This is a genomic window from Mesorhizobium qingshengii (genome assembly GCF_900103325.1).
GTDB classification, from domain to species: Bacteria; Pseudomonadota; Alphaproteobacteria; order Rhizobiales; family Rhizobiaceae; genus Mesorhizobium; species Mesorhizobium qingshengii.
In genome coordinates this window covers 128,800-146,838 of the sequence record NZ_FMXM01000007.1, presented here as the reverse complement: position 1 = coordinate 146,838, position 18,039 = coordinate 128,800, and the positions used below count along the sequence as shown (strand labels likewise).

Genomic DNA, 18,039 nt, shown 5'->3' with positions numbered 1-18,039 from the left:
GCTTCGTCGCATGCTGCGCTGCGGCATTTCGGTCCCGAAAGCGGTTGATTGGAAGGATTTGCCGATTGAGCAAATGGTGTGATTGGGATAGACCCGGCATTGAACCCTACCGTAGCCGCACTATTTCAGGCAGACGGACAGGAAATGGTCGCTTGCCGCCTGTCCGGAAATCCAGAGAAAAATCAGATGAAACATCGCCGCCGCATTTATGAAGGCAAGGCCAAGATCCTCTATGAGGGACCCGAGCCGGGTACGCTCATCCAGTTCTTCAAGGACGACGCAACCGCGTTCAACAAGAAGAAACATGAGGTCGTCGATGGCAAGGGGGTGCTCAACAACCGTATTTCCGAGCACATCTTCAACCACCTCAACCGCATGGGCATTCCGACCCACTTCATCCGCCGGCTCAACATGCGCGAGCAGTTGATCAAGGAAGTCGAAATCATTCCGCTCGAAGTGGTGGTGCGCAATGTCGCCGCCGGCTCGCTGTCCAAGCGCCTCGGCATCGAGGAAGGCACTGTCTTGCCGCGCTCGATCATCGAATTCTACTACAAGGCCGATGCGCTCGACGATCCGATGGTGTCGGAAGAGCACATCACCGCGTTCGGCTGGGCGAGCCCGCAGGAGATTGACGACGTCATGGCGCTTGCCATCCGCGTCAACGACTTCCTCTCCGGCCTTTTCATGGGCGTCGGCATCCAGCTCGTCGACTTCAAGATCGAGTGCGGCCGCCTGTTCGAGGGCGACATGATGCGTATCGTGGTCGCTGACGAGATTTCGCCGGACTCCTGCCGCCTGTGGGACGTGGCGACGCATGACAAGCTAGACAAGGATCGTTTCCGCCGCGACATGGGTGGCCTCGTAGAAGCCTACCAGGAAGTTGCCCGCCGCCTCGGAATCATGAATGAGAACGAGCCCGTTCGCCCCACGGGCCCGGTGCTTGTCGCCTCGACCGAAGGCGTCAAAGGCAAGCCGCACTGATAGCGGCTTGCGCCCCGATACCCAGAACAGGAGCATGTCCAGCGTGATCAAGGCCCGCATTACCGTCACCCTCAAGAACGGCGTTCTCGACCCGCAAGGCAAGGCGATCGAACACGCACTCTCCGGGCTGGGCTTTGGCGGCGTCGGCGCGGTGCGGCAGGGCAAGGTGTTCGACGTCGAGCTGGCGGAAAGCGACAAGGCCAAGGCCGAGGCCGATCTCAAGGCCATGTGCGACAAGCTGCTGGCGAATACGGTGATCGAGAATTACGCGGTGGAGATTGCCTGACGTGAAATCAGCCGTCGTCCTTCTTCCTGGCCTCAACCGCGACCGCGACATGATCGCGGCGCTGACCAAGATTTCGGGAAAACCGCCGGTCACCGTCTGGCAGACCGACACCGAAATCCCGGATGTCGACCTGATCGCCATTCCGGGCGGGTTTTCCTTCGGCGACTATCTGCGCTGCGGCGCGATCGCCGCGCGCATGCCGGTCATGCGGGCGGTTGCCGAAAAGGCGGCCAAGGGCGTGATGGTCATCGGTGTCTGCAACGGCTTCCAGATCCTGGTCGAGGCCGGCCTGCTGCCTGGCGCTTTGATGCGCAACACCTCCCTGAAATTCGTCTGCCGGCAGGTCAAGCTGCAGATCGCCAACGCCAACACCATGTTCACCCGCCGCTATCAGCAGGGCCAGATCATCCGCTCGCCAGTCGCGCATCACGATGGCAACTACTTCGCCGACGCCGAGACGCTTGCCCGTCTCGAAGGCGAAGGCCAAGTTGTGTTTCGTTACGCCGAAGGCACCAATCCGAACGGCTCGATCAACGACATCGCTGGCATCATCAACGAGCGCGGCAATGTGCTCGGCCTGATGCCGCATCCGGAAAACCTGATCGAAGCAGCCCATGGCGGCAACGACGGCCGCGCGCTGTTCGAGAGCGCGCTCGGCATTGCCGCCTGACATCGTCGAGGCGTACGCCTTGAAAACAGCCGGACATTGCAGCCCATTTTATTGGGCAAGTCCGCTTCATTGGGGAGAGAGACGGTCATGAAACTCTATTCGCGGCCGTTGTCGCCCTATTCGTCGATCGTGCGGGCGCTGGCCTACATCAAGGACGTTCCGCTCAAGATCATCGCGCCGCCGCCGGGCTTTCCGATCCCGGAAGAGTTTCGCGCCATTTCGCCGCTGAACCGGATTCCGGTGCTGATCACCGGTTCTGGCGAAACGATCCTCGAATCGGTGGTCATCGCCGAGTATCTCGAGGAGCGGTTTCCGGAGCCGGCACTGCTGCCGCCCGATTCCAAGGACCGCGCGCTGGTGCGCATGTTCGCCCGTATCACCGACCTCGATGTCCTCACGCCGACGATGAAGCTTTTCGAGCTTCATTTCCTATCGAAGCGAAACAATGTCGAGATCGACGCCCAGTTCGTCCGCCTGCACCACGGACTGGCGGTAATCGAGGCGCGCATGGCGCAAGGCCCCTTCGCGCTCGGCAACGACATCTGCTTCGCCGATGCCTGGCTGACGCCGACACGGTTCATCTTCAACAATTTCCGGGCGATGACGGGCCGCGACGACCTGCTCGACGCCTATCCCAAATTCGAAGCTTACGAACAAATCGCCTTGCAACACCCGGCATTGTCGCGCGTCTGGGGCGAGATGACCGACGGCTTGAAGACCTTTCTGTCCGAACTTGAGATGGGTGCCGCTTGATCAAGAGCAAGACGATCGCCTTCGTCGCCGCGGCGGGCTTTGCCTTGGCGTCCTGCCAATCGCCCCCAAAGAGCGCGCCTGTTCCCTCGAGCAAAAGTGCGTCGCTGCTGGCCATGGAACAGGTGGCGATATCAGCCCATAAATGCTGGATCGCCAGCAAGGACCCGGCCTTCAAGCAATACCAGATGGCCAACGAACTGAACTCGTTCAGCGGCACGCCGCGTTTCCTGCTGGTGCCAGCCAAGCACTATGGCGGCAAACCATTGCTGGTCGTGCAGGCGCAAGGCAATTCAAGCCGCGTCGACGCGTTCGGGCCGCTGATGAACGACCCGCTCGGCGCGCGCATCGGCTCGGACATCGCGCGCTGGCAAGCCGGCAACCCGGCCTGCGCCGCGGCCGCCTAGCCATGGGTCGCTTTCTGCAGCAGGCGGGTCTGGTTATAGGCCTGGCCGGGCTCGTCCTGCAGTTCTGCATCACCATTCCAGCATCGATGGAAGCCGGCCGCAGCCTGCTCGGCTCGATCGTCTTCCTGTTCAGCTTCTTCACCATCCTGACCAACATCGGCGCGGTCTTGGTGCACACATCGCTGTTGTCGCCCACCGGCTATGCCTGGCTGCCGGCCTTCGCCGGGCCACGCATGCGGGCGGGTGTCGCGGTTTCGATTGCTTTGGTCTTCATCGTCTATGCGACGGTTCTGGCACAGCTCTGGCAGCCGCAGGGGCTGTTCCTGCTCTGCGATGTGCTACTGCATTATGTGACGCCGGTGCTGTTCGTTCTGTGGTGGCTGACATCAGGCGCCGACGGCAGGACACGTTGGAGCGACATCTCCTGGTGGATGCTTTATCCCGTGGCCTATCTGGTCTATGCGCTGACGCGGGCGCCGCTTGCCGGCGAGGTGCCCTACCCCTTCCTCGATGTCGCCAAGAACGGCCCAGCCAGCGTCGCCGTCTCGGCGCTTGCCATCACCGGGCTTTTTCTCGTGCTGTGCATCATCGCAGTCCTTGCGGACCACAGCGTTTCACGATTGCGGGCGCCGGGCGGCAATCGTTAGCTGATGTTCCGGTTCGAGATCATGGCTTTCGTTCTTGGCGATGGTTTTTCGAAGCCCGTTGGCGCTAGTCCCAGAAAGGCTTGAGCCCCTCGTGATGGGCATCGCAGCGCGAGATGCCGATATCCTTGAGCTGATCGTCGGTCATTTCCAGCAATGCCAGCCGGCTGCGCCGGTGCTCCAGCACATTGTCGATCCATCTCGCCAGCGAGCCGACCACGCGCACCAGACGGCTGACAAAGCCGCGCCGGCCCGATGGGCGTGCCGGTTGACATGGTAACTCGGCCCTTGAATGAGGGATTGTCGCGATTGTATTCATTTTCTTTCCACCAGAACTCTTAATTGTACCCTTTTTTCATGTCGCTGATATGTATTGACTCACATATCGGTGCAATATAGAAAATTGTCACCATGACAAATTGGCTTCCAGACCTCACCGCCGGCTCCGGCCCGCTGTATCAACGCCTGGCGGATTCCATCGAAACCGACATCGACCGGGGCGTTATCGATGCCGGCGCAAAACTGCCGCCGCAACGCGATCTCGCCTACGACATCGGCACCACCGTCGGCACGGTCGGCCGTGCCTATCAATTGCTGCGCGAGCGCGGACTGGTAAGCGGCGAAGTCGGGCGTGGAACCTATGTGCTCGGCCAGCGCGCTGGAGGTGTGACGCCGGACTTGCTGGCTCCCGACGCCAGCGCCGAAGGCACGCGTTACATCGATGCCCCCAGAGACAAGTTGCGGTTCGACAGCACGGCAGCGCCAGACATCGGCCAGGGCGCCATTGTCGCCGATGTCCTGTCGCGCACGGCACAGGATCATCCGCACGAGATTTCCAGCTACACGCGGGATTTTCCAGACAGCTGGTACGAAGCCGGCGCCCGCTGGTTGTCGCGAAACTCCTTCCGGCCAACCGCCGACACCATCGTTCCGACGCTCGGCACCCATGCCGCTGTGATGGCGGCGATCGCAGCTTTGACCACGCCCGGCGATTATGTTGCCTTCGAGCACCTCACCTATTCGCAGATTTCGCGTAGCGCCGGCCTGATCGGCCGGCGCACCGCACTGGTGGCATCGGACGACGAAGGCCTCGACCCGGCCGATTTCGAGCGCGTCTGTGCGCAAAAACATCCGAAAATGATCTTCCTGATGCCGACGGCCAAGAATCCGACGCTGGTGACGCTGTCGGCCACGCGCCGCGAGGCAATTGCCCGGGTGGCGCGCGAGTACAATGTCATCCTCATCGAAGACGACCTCTACGGCGACCTCACCGACGACCCGACGCCGCTGCTTGCCGAATATGCGCCCGAACGCACCATTGTCGCCGGCGGCCTGTCGAAATCGGTGGCGGCCGGCATTCGCGGCGGCTGGCTCTCTTGCCCACCCGCTTATCGCCATCGCATCCGCGTCGCCCACAAGATGATGACAGGCGGCATGCCTTTCCTCCTGGCGGAGGTGAATGCCCGGCTGGTGCTGTCCGGCCAGGCCGCTGAGATACGCAAGCGCAGCATCGCCGAAATCGCCGCCCGCATCGCGATCGTACGCGAGACTTTGGCCGGATTTGAGTTCAAGGCGCACGACAAGGTGCCTTTTGTCTGGCTCACCCTGCCTGATCCGTGGCTTTCCGGTACATTCAAGAACGCCTGCCTCGAACATGGCGTGCTGCTCGACGACGAGGACGAGTTCAGGGCGGGTCGCTCCGAGCAGGTTTTCCATGGCGTCCGCTTCGGCATTTCGCAGCCAAGACAACGCAAGGACATCGCCGAAGGCGTTGCTGTCATCCGGCGGCTTCTCGACGAGGGCCGCGCCGGCTACGACAGCTTCTCCTGAACCCCAAAGAGCCTCGCACGCGCGGGATCGCCGCTGCCGAGGACTGCCCAGTGGCTTTGTCCGGCTTTCCTGCGTTTTTCGTCAATCCATGGGTGTATCGGGCTCAAAGCTTGCGATAAGACGGGACTCAAATCCCAACGCCCCGGATAAAAATCGCCACCCATGACCATTTCCAATTCCGTGCCGATCACCCCCGAACTCATCGCCGCGCACGGGCTGAAGCCCGACGAGTATCAGCGCATCCTCGATCTCGTCGGCCGCGAGCCGAGCTTCACCGAACTCGGCATCTTCTCGGCGATGTGGAATGAGCATTGCTCATACAAATCCTCGAAGAAGTGGCTGCGTACTTTGCCGACCACAGGCCCACAGGTCATCCAGGGTCCGGGCGAGAATGCCGGCGTGGTCGACATCGGTGACGGCGACTGCGTCGTCTTCAAGATGGAGAGCCACAATCACCCGTCCTACATCGAGCCTTACCAAGGTGCGGCGACCGGCGTCGGCGGCATATTGCGCGACGTCTTCACCATGGGCGCACGGCCGATCGCGGCGATGAATGCGCTACGTTTTGGCGCTCCTGACCACCCCAAGACCAGGCATCTCGTCTCGGGCGTAGTTTCCGGAATCGGCGGCTACGGCAACGCCTTCGGCGTGCCTACGGTCGGCGGCGAGGTCAATTTCGACGCCCGCTACAACGGCAACATCCTGGTCAATGCTTTTGCCGCGGGCCTTGCCAAGACCGATGCGATCTTCCTGTCGGAAGCCAAGGGCGTTGGTCTGCCGGTCGTTTATCTCGGCGCCAAGACGGGCCGCGACGGCGTCGGCGGCGCCACCATGGCCTCGGCTGAATTCGACGACAAGATCGACGAGAAGCGCCCCACCGTGCAGGTCGGCGATCCCTTCACCGAAAAGTGCCTGCTGGAAGCGTGCCTCGAACTGATGGCCTCGGGCGCGGTCATCGCCATCCAGGACATGGGCGCGGCCGGCCTCACCTGCTCGGCGGTCGAAATGGGCGCCAAGGGCGACCTCGGCATCGAGCTCGATCTCGACAAGGTGCCGGTGCGCGAAGAGCGCATGAGTGCCTATGAGATGATGCTGTCGGAAAGCCAGGAGCGCATGCTGATGGTGCTGCGCCCCGAGAAGGAAAAGGAAGCCGAGGCGATCTTCCACAAATGGGGCCTCGACTTCGCCATCGTCGGCAAGACCACCGACGATCTGCGCTTCCGGGTTCTGCACCAGGGCGACGAGGTCGCCAACCTGCCGATCAAGGACCTTGGCGACAAGGCACCGGAATACGACAGGCCCTGGGTCGAGCCCAAGAAGCCGGCGCCGCTTGCGGCCAACGACATTCCGCAGGCCGATGTTGCCGATGCGCTGCTGAAGCTGCTCGGCGGACCGGATCTGTCGTCGCGCCGCTGGGTGTGGGAGCAATATGATACGCTGATCCAGGGCAATTCGCTGCAGCTTCCGGGCGGTGACGCCGGCGTGGTCCGCGTCGATGGCCATGCGACCAAGGCGCTCGCCTTCTCCTCCGACGTGACGCCGCGCTACTGCGAAGCCGATCCCTATGAGGGCGGCAAGCAGGCAGTGGCCGAATGCTGGCGCAACCTGACCGCGACGGGCGCCTTGCCGCTCGCCGCCACCGACAACCTCAATTTCGGCAATCCGGAACGGCCCGAGATCATGGGTCAACTGGTCGGCGCGGTGAAAGGCATTGGCGACGCCTGCCGTGCGCTCGGCTTCCCGATCGTCTCCGGCAATGTCTCGCTCTACAACGAAACCAACGGCCAGGGCATCCTGCCGACACCGACGATCGGCGGCGTCGGCCTGATCGCCGACTGGTCGAAGATGGTGCGCACCGGATTCGCCGCCGAAGGGCAGATGATCCTGCTGGTGGGCGCTCCAGCCTCATGGGGAACGCATCTCGGCCAGTCGGTCTATATGCGCGACATCCACGGCCGCACCGATGGCCCGCCGCCGCCGGTCGATCTCGAGCATGAAAAGCGCGTCGGCGACCATGTGCGTGCCTTGATTGCGTCAGGTATCGTCACGTCGGCGCATGACGTTTCCGACGGCGGAATCGCGGTGGCTCTGGCCGAAATGGCGATGGCGTCCGGCATCGGCGCGACTGTCCCCGGGCTTGTCGGCACCGATCCGATCCCGGTCTGGTTCGGCGAGGATCAGGGCCGCTATCTCCTGACCCTGTCGATCGACCCGCATGGCGATGAATGGGATGCCATCCGCAAACAGCAAAGCGAGCTCGGCATTTTCGCGCCGTGGATCGGCTCGACCGGCGGCAACGCACTGAAACTCGGCGAGGCGCGGGCGATACCGGTCAGCGAACTGACCGCCGTCCACGAAGGCTGGTTCCCCCGTTTCATGGATCAGGCCAGTTGACCAGACTGGCTGCCCGGGCGCTGCTTGCAGTCGTTTTCTGGCCGTCGCTGTTCTTCTTCTGGTTCCTCGGGCCGTTCGTTTTTTTCCTGCTGTCGACGACCTCGAGCGAGGTTTGCGCCCGGCTGGAGACGCGCGCGGAGTTTCTTGCCGCGGCCAACGGCACCATTCCGATGCTCGCCGTGCAGAACGTCATCTATTCGGTTCCGATCTTGTGCCTGGTACTATGGGACCGCCTTTCACCGGAGACTGCGCGAGCAAGCCATATTGTCACCTGCATCAAGCTTTTTGCCGTTGCGGCGGTCATAGGGGGACTGTGGGAGTACGGCTCCTCGCTTGTCTGCGACGGCCATGGCCAGGCGTTCTTCTCGCCGCTCTGGCAGATAACCAGCTATCTCCCCATCGTCAGCCTGGTCATCAACGTTCCGCTCTATGTGCTGGCCTTCAGTCTCGGCCGCGCTTTCTCGACGCGCGAGGATGTTGCCGAGGACGAAGCAAGCCCACCGGCTTAGGGCCGTTCTGATGCCGTCTTGCCCGTAGCAGGACAGAACAGCTTCAATCCGGACCGGAAAGGCTCTAGGCTCTGGCGAGTCACATCGCATGGCCGCCGGCCGGCCGCTCGAAACAGGATTTTGCCATGGCAATGGATGCCCACGACATCGAAAAACTGATCAAGGACGGCATTCCGGACGCCAAGGTGACGATCCGCGATCTGGCCGGTGACGGCGACCACTATGCTGCCGAGGTGGTGGCCGAGAGCTTTCGCGGCAAGAGCCGAGTTCAGCAGCACCAGATGGTCTATGACGCGCTGAAGGGCAATATGGGCGGCGTGCTGCACGCGCTGGCGCTGCAGACCAGTGTGCCGGACTAAAGGCCTACCCGGCACGCAAAGACGGTCAGGTTGTGCCTCAGGCCGCTTGGCCCAAGACAGCCCATCCTTTGCGCCATTTCGGCCACGGCGCGGCTAACGTCTTGTTTCGAGCAATCGATGGGTTTATTTGAAGGAAATGCTTCGAGCCTGACTCCCACAGGCGTGAAAGGATCGTCCATGAGCGGTATCAACGACTACATCGACAATGAAGTGAAGGGCAACGACGTCGTCCTTTTCATGAAGGGCACGCCCGGTTTCCCGCAGTGCGGATTTTCCGGCCAGGTCGTGCAGATTCTCGACTATATCGGCGCCGACTATAAGGGCGTGAACGTCCTGGACTCCGCCGAGTTGCGCCAGGGCATCAAGGAATATTCCAACTGGCCGACAATCCCGCAGCTCTACGTCAAGGGTGAATTCGTCGGCGGCTGCGATATCGTCCGCGAAATGTTCCAGGCCGGCGAGTTGCAGACGTTCCTCGTCGAAAAGGGTGTCAGCGTCAAAGGCGCCGCCTGACTTTTCTTCGGGCATGATGCTCTCCGAAAATCGAATTCGATTTTCGGGGTTGTGCACCAGGCGTCGGGGCCGCCCCACCTCGGCAATTTTTATGTCCTGACGTAGGGACTAAGACGAGCCAATGCGCCGGCCCGCCGGCGCGTTTTCGTTTGAGAGATCGGACTTGCCGTGGACCAGCCAACAGCAGCGCCGCAATCGGCAAGCAAACTGCCCATTCCGCGCTGGGAATTCATCGCGCTGTGCGCGGCGCTGATGGCGCTGAATTCGCTGGCCATCGACATCATGTTGCCGGCCCTGCAGCAGATCGGCGCCTCGCTCGGCGTCGAGAATGAAAACCACAGGCAGTATGTGGTCACCGCCTACATTCTCGGCTTCGGCGGCGGCCAGCTGTTCTTTGGGCCGGTGTCGGACCGTTTCGGCCGTCGCGCACCGCTTGTCGCCGGGCTGATCATTTACGTGGCGGCGGCTGCCGCGGCCGCCATTGCGCCAAGCTTTGAAACACTTCTCTTGTGCCGGGCCGTGCAGGGCATCGGCGCAGCCGCCACACGCGTCATCGCCGTCTCGATCGTGCGCGACACATTTGACGGCCGGCGCATGGCCGAGGTGATGTCGCTGATCTTCATGGTGTTCATGGCCATTCCGGTCGTGGCGCCGGGGATCGGCCAGTTCATCATGCTGTTCGCGACCTGGCACTGGATCTTCGTCACCATGGCCGCCGGTGCCCTGATCGTGTCGGCGTGGTCGCTGCTGCGCCTGCCCGAAACGCTGCATCCCGAATATCGCCGGCCGCTGACCGTCAACGCCATCGTCGGCGGGTTTCGCATCGTGCTCACCAACCGCATCGCGATCTGCTATGCCTTCGCCAGCACCTTCATTTTCGGCGCCATGTTCGGCTTCATCGCCTCGGCGCAGCAGATCTACGTCGACATATTCAATGTCGGTGAGATGTTTCCGGTCATCTTCGCCGGGGTCGCGGGCGTTCTTGCTTTCTCCAACTATCTGAACTCTCGGCTGGTTGGCCGTATCGGCATGCGGCGCCTGTCGCAGAGCGCGCTGCTGCTGTTTCTGGTCATCAGCCTGGCCTGGCTGGTCGTTTCGATCGAAATGAAGATGCCGCTCTGGCTGTTCATCACCTTCTTTGCCGGCGCCATGCTTCCGTTCGGTGCGCTCGGCGCCAATTTCAACGCGTTGGCCATGGAACCGCTCGGCCAACTGGCCGGCACGGCGTCATCCATCCTCGGTTTCATGCAGACCTTTCTCGGCGGCATTCTCGGCACGCTGATCGGTCAGGCCTTCAACGGCACGGTGACGCCGCTGGCCGCCGGCTTCTGCAGCGTCTCGGTCGCGGCGCTGCTGATGATCTTCATCGCCGAGCGCGGCAAGATGTTCCAGCCGCACAACCCGCCCGTTTCAGGGCACCTGCCGGACGTGCATTAGACTATTGTTTTTCGGCATACAGCCCGGCGATTTAAGCGCTGGCGCACGAATTGATCCTATTGTGCCCAGAGTTCGCGGCGCAGGTCCTGCCAGCTTTGCCTGTCGGGTGCGACCAGCAGACCGCCGCCGAGATGCGACGGCAGATAGGGGCTGCCGTCGAAGCGCGCCGCGTATCCGCCGGCCTCGGCATGGATCAGCACGCCGGCCAGATGATCCCACGGCATCAGCTTGTTGTAGACGACGAAGTGGGCATGGCCGCTGGCCAGCAGGCGGTATTCATGCGCCGCGCAGCGATAGGCGAATTGCGACAGGATCTTCGTCTGGTTGCGGGCCAGCCGTGACCGTTCCGGTTCGGGCATGTATTGCCAGGAGACAGAGCCGGTCATTTCCGAGAGCGGCGCGGGTGCCGTGACGCACACCTTCTCCAGACTGCCATGCGCATGCCTGATATGGCTGCCGGCGCCCCTGGCGCCGATCAGCCAGTCCTTGCCGACGGGGTCATGAATGATGCCGGCAACGGTCTCACCCTTGACCACGACGGCCAGCATGACGCCGAAAAGCGGCACACCCGAAGCGAAGTTGAAGGTGCCATCCACCGGATCGATGACGAAAGCCAGATCGGCATCGCCCAGGCCGTCGAGAAGCGCCGGATTGTCGGAACAGGCTTCCTCACCGACGACCATGGCCGAGGGATAGCGCCCGCGCAGCCTGGCGGTGATGAGCCGCTCGGCATTGACGTCAGCCTCCGTCACCAGGTCGGCGGCGGATGTCTTCTGCCTGATATCGCCGTCGCCCAGCCGGCGAAAGCGCGGCATGATCTCGGTCTGGGCTGCCTCTGCCAGAATGCCGGCCAGCCAGTCGATCGCGGTGTCGTCAAATATCATCGGAAATGTCTTGCCCGGCGGTGAGGGTCTCATTGAGCGCTGCGAAATCGAACAGTTTTCTGTCGAGCAGATGCGATGGCCTGCTGTTGGACAGCGCGCGGAGCATCGTGTCCTTGCGGCCGGGCATGCGCTTTTCGATATCCTCGAGCATCGCCTTCATGGCGTTGCGCTGCAGACCGTCCTGGCTGCCGCAGAGGTCGCAAGGGATGATCGGGAACCGCATCGCCGCGGCGAATTTCTCGAGGTCGGTTTCGGCGCAATAGCTCAACGGCCGCAGCACCATGACGTCGCCCTCGTCGTTGAGCAGCTTTGGCGGCATGGCGGCAAGACGGCCGCCATGGAACAGGTTCATGAAAAAGGTTTCCAGAATGTCCTCGCGATGGTGGCCGAGCACCAGCGCCGAGCATCCTTCCTCGCGCGCGATGCGATAGAGATGGCCGCGCCTGAGCCTCGAACACAGCGAACAATAGGTGCTGCCCTCGGGCAGCTTGTCGGTGACGACGGAATAGGTGTCCTGATATTCGATGCGATGCGGGATGGCGTATCTATCGAGATAGTCGGGCAGGATGTGTTTGGGAAAATTCGGCTGGCCCTGGTCGAGATTGCAGGCCAGCAAATCGACCGGCAGCAGCCCGCGCCATTTGAGGTCCAGCAGCACGGCAAGCAGCCCATAGGAATCCTTGCCACCCGACAGCGCGACCAGCCAACGCTGGCCCGGCTTGACCATCGAGAAATCCTCGATCGCCTGACGCGTGAGCCGCAGCAGCCGCTTGCGCAATTTGTTGAATTCGACAGAGGACGGCACATCGGCGAACAGCGGATGAAAGCCACCTTCGATTTCGGTTCCTGATTCAAGCGATTCGGCGTCTGGCAGCATGTTCATGGCGTCAGTTCCAAAATCCTCGGGCGACGAATGCCCGGCACGGCGCTGCGCCCGGAATTAGCGGACATGGCAGACAAAGAAAAGGCCGCCTCGAAGGGCGGCCTTGTCTTGATGTCGTAAAATGCGTTCGATCAACGCGAATAGAATTCGACGACCAGGTTCGGTTCCATCTGCACGGCGAACGGAACGTCCGCCAGTCCAGGGATGCGCGCGAAGGTCGCGACCATCTTGTTGTGGTCGGCTTCGATGTAGTCCGGCACGTCGCGCTCGGCAAGCCCGACTGCCTCCAGCACGATCACCAGCTGCTTCGACTTCTCGCGCACTTCGACGACATCGCCCGGCTTGCAGCGGTACGAGCCGATGTTGACGCGCTTGCCGTTGACGTTGACGTGGCCGTGGTTGACGAACTGACGGGCGGCGAAAATGGTCGGTACGAACTTGGCGCGGTAGACGACCGCGTCGAGACGCGACTCGAGCAGGCCGATCAGGTTCTCCGAGGTGTCGCCCTTGCGGCGGTCGGCCTCTTCATAAACCTTGCGGAACTGCTTTTCCGAGACGTCGCCATAGTGACCCTTCAGCTTCTGCTTGGCGCGCAGCTGCAGGCCGAAATCAGAAAGCTTGCCCTTGCGGCGCTGACCATGCTGGCCGGGGCCGTACTCACGCTTGTTGACCGGGGACTTCGGGCGGCCCCAGATGTTCTCGCCAAGACGGCGGTCGATCTTGTACTTCGCGGATTCGCGCTTGCTCATCGCATTCCCTTTCAAAACAAACACACCCGGAACCTCATGGTCCGGGTGAAGGAAACGCGCCCTCCTCTGGCCTCCGTTTTCGAGACCTGACAGGGTCTTCCCACGCAACGCGGCGGAAAACCCACGGGACACGTCATTTCAAACAGGATCAGAAAACGGCTAAGGCTCACTGATCTTGCGTATACAAAACAAACACCGGACATCGCTGCCCGGCGTTGGCGGCTGGTTAAACCGAGTTTTAACCGCTGTCAAGCTTGTGCCTAGCGTGGCGTAAGGCAAAGATATAGCGTTTCGCATGTTGATGCAGTGGCGGATGTGGCGGGAGGTGGCTGCGCCAGCGGCATCAGGAAGGGACTGGAGCTAGAGGAGACTGTAGTCACATGAAGAAGTTCTTCCTTACGTTGGCAGGCGCGGCGGTGTTGGCCGGGTCGATGGCGGTTGCACCGGAGCCGGCAGAAGCCAGACATTGGCAAGGGCACCGGCATCATCAGGTTTGCCGCGTGGTGGTGAAGAAGAAGGTGGTCTGGCGGCATGGCCACAGACACGTCATCCGCTACAAGGTGCGGCGCTGCTGGGCGCGCTGGTAAATCATAGTTCGGCCTCAGGCGACCGACATATCATCCGAAGCCCGCGGTTGTGGCCGCGGGCTTTTGATTCTGACCCGTCTTGTCTCCGATTCGATTGGTCTTAGTGCTTCGATTTCTTTTCAGGCAGTCCCTTGCGCTTCGTCTCGGCGAACTCCTCGAGTTGCTTTTCGCTCATCGATTCGAACATTTCCCGGGACGCGCCCTTGAGCTCACTCTTTTTCGTCTCGCCGCGCTTTGCGGAAAGTGCGGCACCGGCGGCCTTTTGCTGGGCTTTCGAGGTGGCAGGCATGATCGGTTCTCCCGTTTTGCATCAGGAGAAAAACGCAACGGCCGCCGTGATGTTCCCTTCGAGGATCAGGACATCGCCAGCCCGAACCCCTGCATCAGGCGACGGGTCGGGAAATCGGTCCTTTCCGATGTGAAGACAGCAAAATCGGGGCCTTCCGGCAGCATCTCGCCACGACCGGTCGGATCGATGTCGGCGAGAAGCGAAAGCGCCCGGCGCGCGATCGCTTCGGCCGGGTCGAGCCAATCGACCGGCCAGGGCGCCGTCTTGCGCATGCGATTGGCCAGAAAGGGATAGTGCGTGCAAGCGAGCACGACGATATCCGTACGCAACGCATCATGTTCGACGAAGCATGGTGCAATCTCGGCGCGCACAGCCTCCTCGTCGACGAAACCCTCGCGCATGTAGATTTCGGCCAATCCCGCCAGATTGTCGCTGCCGACCAGGCGGACGTGGCACTTCTGCGCCCATTTGCTGATCAGATCCCGCGTATACTGGCGCTTCACCGTGCCGGGCGTCGCCAGCACCGAAACCAGCCCGGAACGCGTCCGTTCCGCAGCCGGCTTGATCGCCGGCACCATGCCGACGAAAGGATGCTCGGGAAATCTCTTGCGCAGCGCATCGATCACCAGCGTCGAGGCCGTGTTGCAGGCGATGACTGAAATGGCCGGCGTAAACCGGTCGAGCAGTTTGGCGAACAGTTCGAGGATGTGCGTCCTCAGCGCCGGCTCTTCCCAGGCGCCATAGGGGAAAGCGGCATCATCGGCGACATAGATGAAGCGACGATCGGGCATCAGGACGCGCGCCTCGCGCAGCACGGTGAGCCCGCCAATGCCGGAATCGAACATCAGGATCGGCCGCTCAGTCATTGTCGGTTCCCTTGCCGCCGAGCGGCGGCGTGTCATTGTCGTCGCCATTGGCGTCGGGCGCCGGTCGACCCGCTTCCGCCTTGCGGGCGCGGGCGGCTGCCGCGGGCAAGCGCCTTGGATCGTCGCCAGGAGACCCGTCGCCGCGTGGCATCGCCGGCGAAAATCTGTCGAGTGACGAGATGATGCCGCGCAGCACCTTGAGCTCCGGTTCGGCAAAGCCGGCACGTGTCAGCACGGCGCGCAGATTGTCGACCATCTTCGGCTTCTTCGGCGCCGGCCGGAAATAACCGCGCGCTTCGAGCGCACCTTCCAGATAGGCGAACAGGCCGTGCAACTCTTCCTTGCTCGCCGGCTTCATGTCTGGACCGGCAAAGTTGGTTTTGGTCTCGTCTTCGAGGCCTGACTTCATCCACTCGTAGGACATCAGCAAGGCCGCCTGGGCGATGTTGAGCGAGGAGAAATCAGGATCGACCGGAAAGGTGACAATCTCGTCGGCAAGGCCAACCTCGTCATTGTAGAGACCGAAGCGCTCGCGGCCGAACAGGATGCCGGTGCGCTGCCCCATACCGTGACGGGCCCGAAGCACCCTGCCCGCTTCCACCGGGCCACGCACGGATTTGAAGCCGTCGCGCTGCCTGGCGGTGGTGGCGAAAACGAAGTTCAGGTCGGCGAGCGCCGAGGCCAGATCGTCAAACACCTTCACGGCATCGATGACATGGTCGGCACGGCTGGCGGCCGCGCGCGCCTTCTCGCTCGGCCAACCGTCACGTGGGTTGACCAGGCGCAGCTCGACCAAGCCGAAATTGGCCATGGCGCGTGCGACCATGCCGATGTTCTCGCCGAGCTGCGGCTCGACCAGGATGATGGCCGGACCGGCGGCGGGAATGGTGGTGGTGTCTTCGGTGGCTGGCATGATTGTCAATGAACTGCTGTTTGCGGCATTTCAGCGTCCCCTGCCACATTCGGCCGCGAAAATGAAGCATTCGCAAATGATGGCGGCCACGGCCCCACATTCGTGACCGATCGCCGTTTGCGCGGCCAAAAACGCTTTGATATACGGGCGGCATCCCCCGGCCGAACGCCACGCGGGCAAGGCCGTCCCATATCCCAGCAACGAGGCATTCTTTCCATGGCGAAGATCAAGGTGGCGAACCCGGTCGTCGAACTCGACGGCGACGAGATGACCCGCATCATCTGGCAGTTCATCAAGGACAAGCTGATCCACCCTTACCTCGACCTCAAGCTGGAATATTACGACCTCAGCATCGAGCATCGTGACGCCACCAACGACCAGGTGACCATCGATTCGGCCAACGCCATCAAGAAATACGGCGTCGGGGTGAAATGCGCGACGATCACGCCCGACGAGCAGCGCGTCGAGGAATTCAAGCTGAAGAAGATGTGGAAGTCGCCGAACGGCACCATCCGCAACATCCTCGGCGGCACCATCTTCCGCGAGCCGATCATCATGAAAAACGTGCCGCGCCTGGTGCCCGGCTGGACCAAGCCGATCATCGTCGGCCGTCACGCCTTCGGCGACCAGTATCGCGCCACCGATTTCCGCTTCCCCGGCAAGGGCAAGCTGACGATCAAGTTCGTCGGCGAGGACGGCAAGGTGATCGAGCATGAGGTGTACGACGCGCCCGGCGCCGGTGTCGCAATGGCCATGTACAACCTCGACGAGTCGATCCGCGAATTCGCCCGCGCCTCGCTGAACTACGGCCTGCTGCGCAACTACCCGGTCTATCTGTCGACCAAGAACACCATCCTCAAGGCCTATGACGGCCGCTTCAAGGACATTTTCCAGGAAGTCTACGAGGCCGAATTCGAGGCCGAATTCAAGGCGCGCAAGCTCTGGTACGAGCATCGCCTGATCGACGACATGGTGGCGTCCAGCCTGAAATGGTCGGGCGGCTATGTCTGGGCCTGCAAGAACTATGACGGCGACGTCCAGTCCGACACCGTGGCGCAAGGGTTTGGGTCGCTCGGCCTGATGACCTCGGTGCTGATGACACCGGACGGCAAGACTGTCGAAGCCGAGGCCGCGCACGGCACCGTCACCCGCCACTATCGCCAGCACCAGAAGGGCGAGGAAACCTCGACCAATTCGATCGCATCGATCTTCGCCTGGACTCGTGGTCTCGCCCACCGCGCCAAGCTCGACGACAATGCCGAGCTGAAGCGCTTTGCCGAGACGCTGGAAAAGGTCTGCATCCAGACAGTCGAGTCCGGCTTCATGACCAAGGATTTGTCGCTGCTGATCGGCCCCGACCAGCCCTGGCTCTCGACCACCGGTTTCCTCGACAAGATCGACGAGAACCTGCAAAAGGCGATGGCCTGACAAGTAAGCAAGATGGGCAAGCCCATCGTTTACGGGGCGGACTACAGCGTCTATGTGCGCATCGTCCGCCTCGTGCTCGCGGAAAAAGGTGTCGACTACGAGCTCGTGCCGGTCGATGTCTTTGCCGCCGTGGGCATTCCCGCCTGGTATTTCGAGCATCACTCGTTCGGCCGCATCCCGGCCTTCGAGCATGACGGCTTCCGCCTTTTCGAGACGAGCGCGATTGCCAGATATGTCGACGAAGCGTTCGACGGCCCGGTACTGCAGCCGAAAGACCCGCATGCACGCGCAACGATGAACCAGATCATCGGCATGCTCGACGCCTATGCCTACCGATCCATGGTCTGGGATGTCGCCGTCGAGCGGCTGGAGAAAGAGACGCCCGACGAGGCCCTGATCGCCGGCGGGCTTTCACAGGCAAGCAAAACGCTTGAGGCACTCTCCTCGCTGAAAGCGCCTGGGCCATGGTTGCTGGGCGACCAGCTGACGCTGGCCGATCTGCATGCGGCGCCGATCATCGGCTATTTCGTCAAGGTCGCGGACGGGCAAAAGCTGCTGGCCGAATTTCCCGAGATCCAGGGCTGGTGGGCCCGCATCGCGGCACGGCCGGGCTTTGCCCGCACGCAGAAGGCTGACTGACAGCAAAGGTCCCTTAGCTGG

22 protein-coding genes are annotated in these 18,039 nt (G+C 62.0%); 15 read left to right on the top strand and 7 right to left on the bottom strand.

All coding sequences use genetic code 11. The annotated features are described in order from the left end of the window. Positions 1 to 186: 186 nt before the first annotated feature. From purC to BLS48_RS13455, 6 genes are all read left to right on the top strand, one after another. Positions 187 to 981, top strand: coding sequence for a phosphoribosylaminoimidazolesuccinocarboxamide synthase (purC, locus tag BLS48_RS13480; RefSeq protein WP_091578292.1), 795 nt, complete (start codon positions 187 to 189; stop codon positions 979 to 981). A gap of 43 nt (positions 982 to 1,024) precedes the next feature. Beyond that, positions 1,025 to 1,267 (top strand): phosphoribosylformylglycinamidine synthase subunit PurS, encoded by a 243-nt coding sequence (gene purS, locus BLS48_RS13475; protein WP_023810342.1) that lies wholly within the window; start codon positions 1,025 to 1,027, stop codon positions 1,265 to 1,267. 1 nt (position 1,268) lies between these two features. Then, positions 1,269 to 1,937 (top strand): phosphoribosylformylglycinamidine synthase subunit PurQ, encoded by a 669-nt coding sequence (purQ, locus tag BLS48_RS13470; RefSeq protein WP_091578291.1) that lies wholly within the window; start codon positions 1,269 to 1,271, stop codon positions 1,935 to 1,937. Between the two features lie 87 nt (positions 1,938 to 2,024). Beyond that, positions 2,025 to 2,690: a glutathione S-transferase family protein gene (locus BLS48_RS13465; RefSeq protein WP_091578289.1), complete on the top strand. Its 666-nt coding sequence runs from the start codon at positions 2,025 to 2,027 to the stop codon at positions 2,688 to 2,690. Further along, positions 2,687 to 3,094 (top strand): hypothetical protein, encoded by a 408-nt coding sequence (locus tag BLS48_RS13460; protein WP_091578287.1) that lies wholly within the window; start codon positions 2,687 to 2,689, stop codon positions 3,092 to 3,094. Before BLS48_RS13465 ends, BLS48_RS13460 begins: the two co-directional genes overlap by 4 nt. Before the next feature lie 2 nt (positions 3,095 to 3,096). Beyond that, positions 3,097 to 3,741 carry a Pr6Pr family membrane protein gene (locus BLS48_RS13455; protein WP_091578286.1) on the top strand — a complete coding sequence of 215 codons (645 nt, stop codon included), beginning with the start codon at positions 3,097 to 3,099 and terminating at the stop codon, positions 3,739 to 3,741. A gap of 64 nt (positions 3,742 to 3,805) precedes the next feature. Here BLS48_RS13455 and BLS48_RS13450 read toward each other — a convergent pair whose 3' ends face one another. Next, complete coding sequence (locus BLS48_RS13450; protein WP_091578284.1) at positions 3,806 to 4,057, bottom strand: DUF1127 domain-containing protein; 252 nt, start codon at positions 4,055 to 4,057, stop codon at positions 3,806 to 3,808. A gap of 92 nt (positions 4,058 to 4,149) precedes the next feature. Between BLS48_RS13450 and BLS48_RS13445 the strand changes: the two genes are divergently transcribed. From BLS48_RS13445 to BLS48_RS13420, 6 genes are all read left to right on the top strand, one after another. Continuing rightward, positions 4,150 to 5,568, top strand: a complete 1,419-nt coding sequence (locus BLS48_RS13445; protein ID WP_091578282.1) for an aminotransferase-like domain-containing protein — start codon at positions 4,150 to 4,152, stop codon at positions 5,566 to 5,568. A gap of 162 nt (positions 5,569 to 5,730) precedes the next feature. Beyond that, a complete protein-coding gene (gene purL, locus BLS48_RS13440; protein WP_091578280.1) occupies positions 5,731 to 7,962 on the top strand; it encodes a phosphoribosylformylglycinamidine synthase subunit PurL in 2,232 nt (743 codons plus the stop codon). Continuing rightward, positions 7,959 to 8,471 (top strand): hypothetical protein, encoded by a 513-nt coding sequence (locus BLS48_RS13435; protein ID WP_091578279.1) that lies wholly within the window; start codon positions 7,959 to 7,961, stop codon positions 8,469 to 8,471. Before purL ends, BLS48_RS13435 begins: the two co-directional genes overlap by 4 nt. A gap of 125 nt (positions 8,472 to 8,596) precedes the next feature. Next, positions 8,597 to 8,830: a BolA/IbaG family iron-sulfur metabolism protein gene (locus tag BLS48_RS13430; protein ID WP_010909092.1), complete on the top strand. Its 234-nt coding sequence runs from the start codon at positions 8,597 to 8,599 to the stop codon at positions 8,828 to 8,830. Between the two features lie 177 nt (positions 8,831 to 9,007). Continuing rightward, positions 9,008 to 9,343, top strand: a complete 336-nt coding sequence (gene grxD / locus BLS48_RS13425) for a Grx4 family monothiol glutaredoxin (RefSeq protein WP_013532137.1) — start codon at positions 9,008 to 9,010, stop codon at positions 9,341 to 9,343. Positions 9,344 to 9,511: 168 nt separating this feature from the next. Further along, positions 9,512 to 10,780 (top strand): multidrug effflux MFS transporter, encoded by a 1,269-nt coding sequence (locus BLS48_RS13420; RefSeq protein ID WP_091578277.1) that lies wholly within the window; start codon positions 9,512 to 9,514, stop codon positions 10,778 to 10,780. A gap of 56 nt (positions 10,781 to 10,836) precedes the next feature. Here the strand turns inward: BLS48_RS13420 and BLS48_RS13415 are convergent, their stop codons facing one another. The 3 genes from BLS48_RS13415 to rpsD all read right to left on the bottom strand — a co-directional run bounded on the left by BLS48_RS13415 (position 10,837) and on the right by rpsD (position 13,296). Then, positions 10,837 to 11,664 carry an inositol monophosphatase family protein gene (locus BLS48_RS13415; protein ID WP_091578275.1) on the bottom strand — a complete coding sequence of 276 codons (828 nt, stop codon included), beginning with the start codon at positions 11,662 to 11,664 and terminating at the stop codon, positions 10,837 to 10,839. Next, positions 11,654 to 12,547, bottom strand: coding sequence for a tRNA 2-thiocytidine(32) synthetase TtcA (gene ttcA, locus BLS48_RS13410; protein ID WP_091578274.1), 894 nt, complete (start codon positions 12,545 to 12,547; stop codon positions 11,654 to 11,656). Before ttcA ends, BLS48_RS13415 begins: the two co-directional genes overlap by 11 nt. Before the next feature lie 131 nt (positions 12,548 to 12,678). Further along, entirely contained in the window at positions 12,679 to 13,296 is a 618-nt protein-coding gene (gene rpsD, locus BLS48_RS13405; protein ID WP_091578272.1) for a 30S ribosomal protein S4, read from the bottom strand. Between the two features lie 380 nt (positions 13,297 to 13,676). Here rpsD and BLS48_RS13400 point away from each other — a divergent pair, with 380 nt between their 5' ends. Beyond that, positions 13,677 to 13,883, top strand: a complete 207-nt coding sequence (locus tag BLS48_RS13400) for a hypothetical protein (protein WP_091578271.1) — start codon at positions 13,677 to 13,679, stop codon at positions 13,881 to 13,883. A gap of 100 nt (positions 13,884 to 13,983) precedes the next feature. On the opposite strand, the gene BLS48_RS13395 is transcribed toward BLS48_RS13400, so the two are convergent. The 3 genes from BLS48_RS13395 to BLS48_RS13385 form a co-directional block, all read right to left on the bottom strand. Then, a complete protein-coding gene (locus BLS48_RS13395; RefSeq protein ID WP_091578269.1) occupies positions 13,984 to 14,172 on the bottom strand; it encodes a DUF3008 family protein in 189 nt (62 codons plus the stop codon). 65 nt (positions 14,173 to 14,237) lie between these two features. Next, positions 14,238 to 15,038: a glutamate racemase gene (gene murI, locus BLS48_RS13390; protein WP_091578267.1), complete on the bottom strand. Its 801-nt coding sequence runs from the start codon at positions 15,036 to 15,038 to the stop codon at positions 14,238 to 14,240. Beyond that, complete coding sequence (locus BLS48_RS13385) at positions 15,031 to 15,951, bottom strand: RNA methyltransferase (protein WP_091578266.1); 921 nt, start codon at positions 15,949 to 15,951, stop codon at positions 15,031 to 15,033. Before BLS48_RS13385 ends, murI begins: the two co-directional genes overlap by 8 nt. Before the next feature lie 216 nt (positions 15,952 to 16,167). Here BLS48_RS13385 and BLS48_RS13380 point away from each other — a divergent pair, with 216 nt between their 5' ends. Both BLS48_RS13380 and BLS48_RS13375 read left to right on the top strand, forming a co-directional pair. After that, the gene (locus BLS48_RS13380; protein WP_091578264.1) at positions 16,168 to 17,379 is read left to right on the top strand and encodes an NADP-dependent isocitrate dehydrogenase; all 1,212 of its coding nucleotides are present in this window, start codon (positions 16,168 to 16,170) and stop codon (positions 17,377 to 17,379) included. Between the two features lie 12 nt (positions 17,380 to 17,391). Continuing rightward, positions 17,392 to 18,018 carry a glutathione S-transferase family protein gene (locus BLS48_RS13375; RefSeq protein WP_091578263.1) on the top strand — a complete coding sequence of 209 codons (627 nt, stop codon included), beginning with the start codon at positions 17,392 to 17,394 and terminating at the stop codon, positions 18,016 to 18,018. The last annotated feature ends 21 nt before the right edge of the window (positions 18,019 to 18,039 follow it).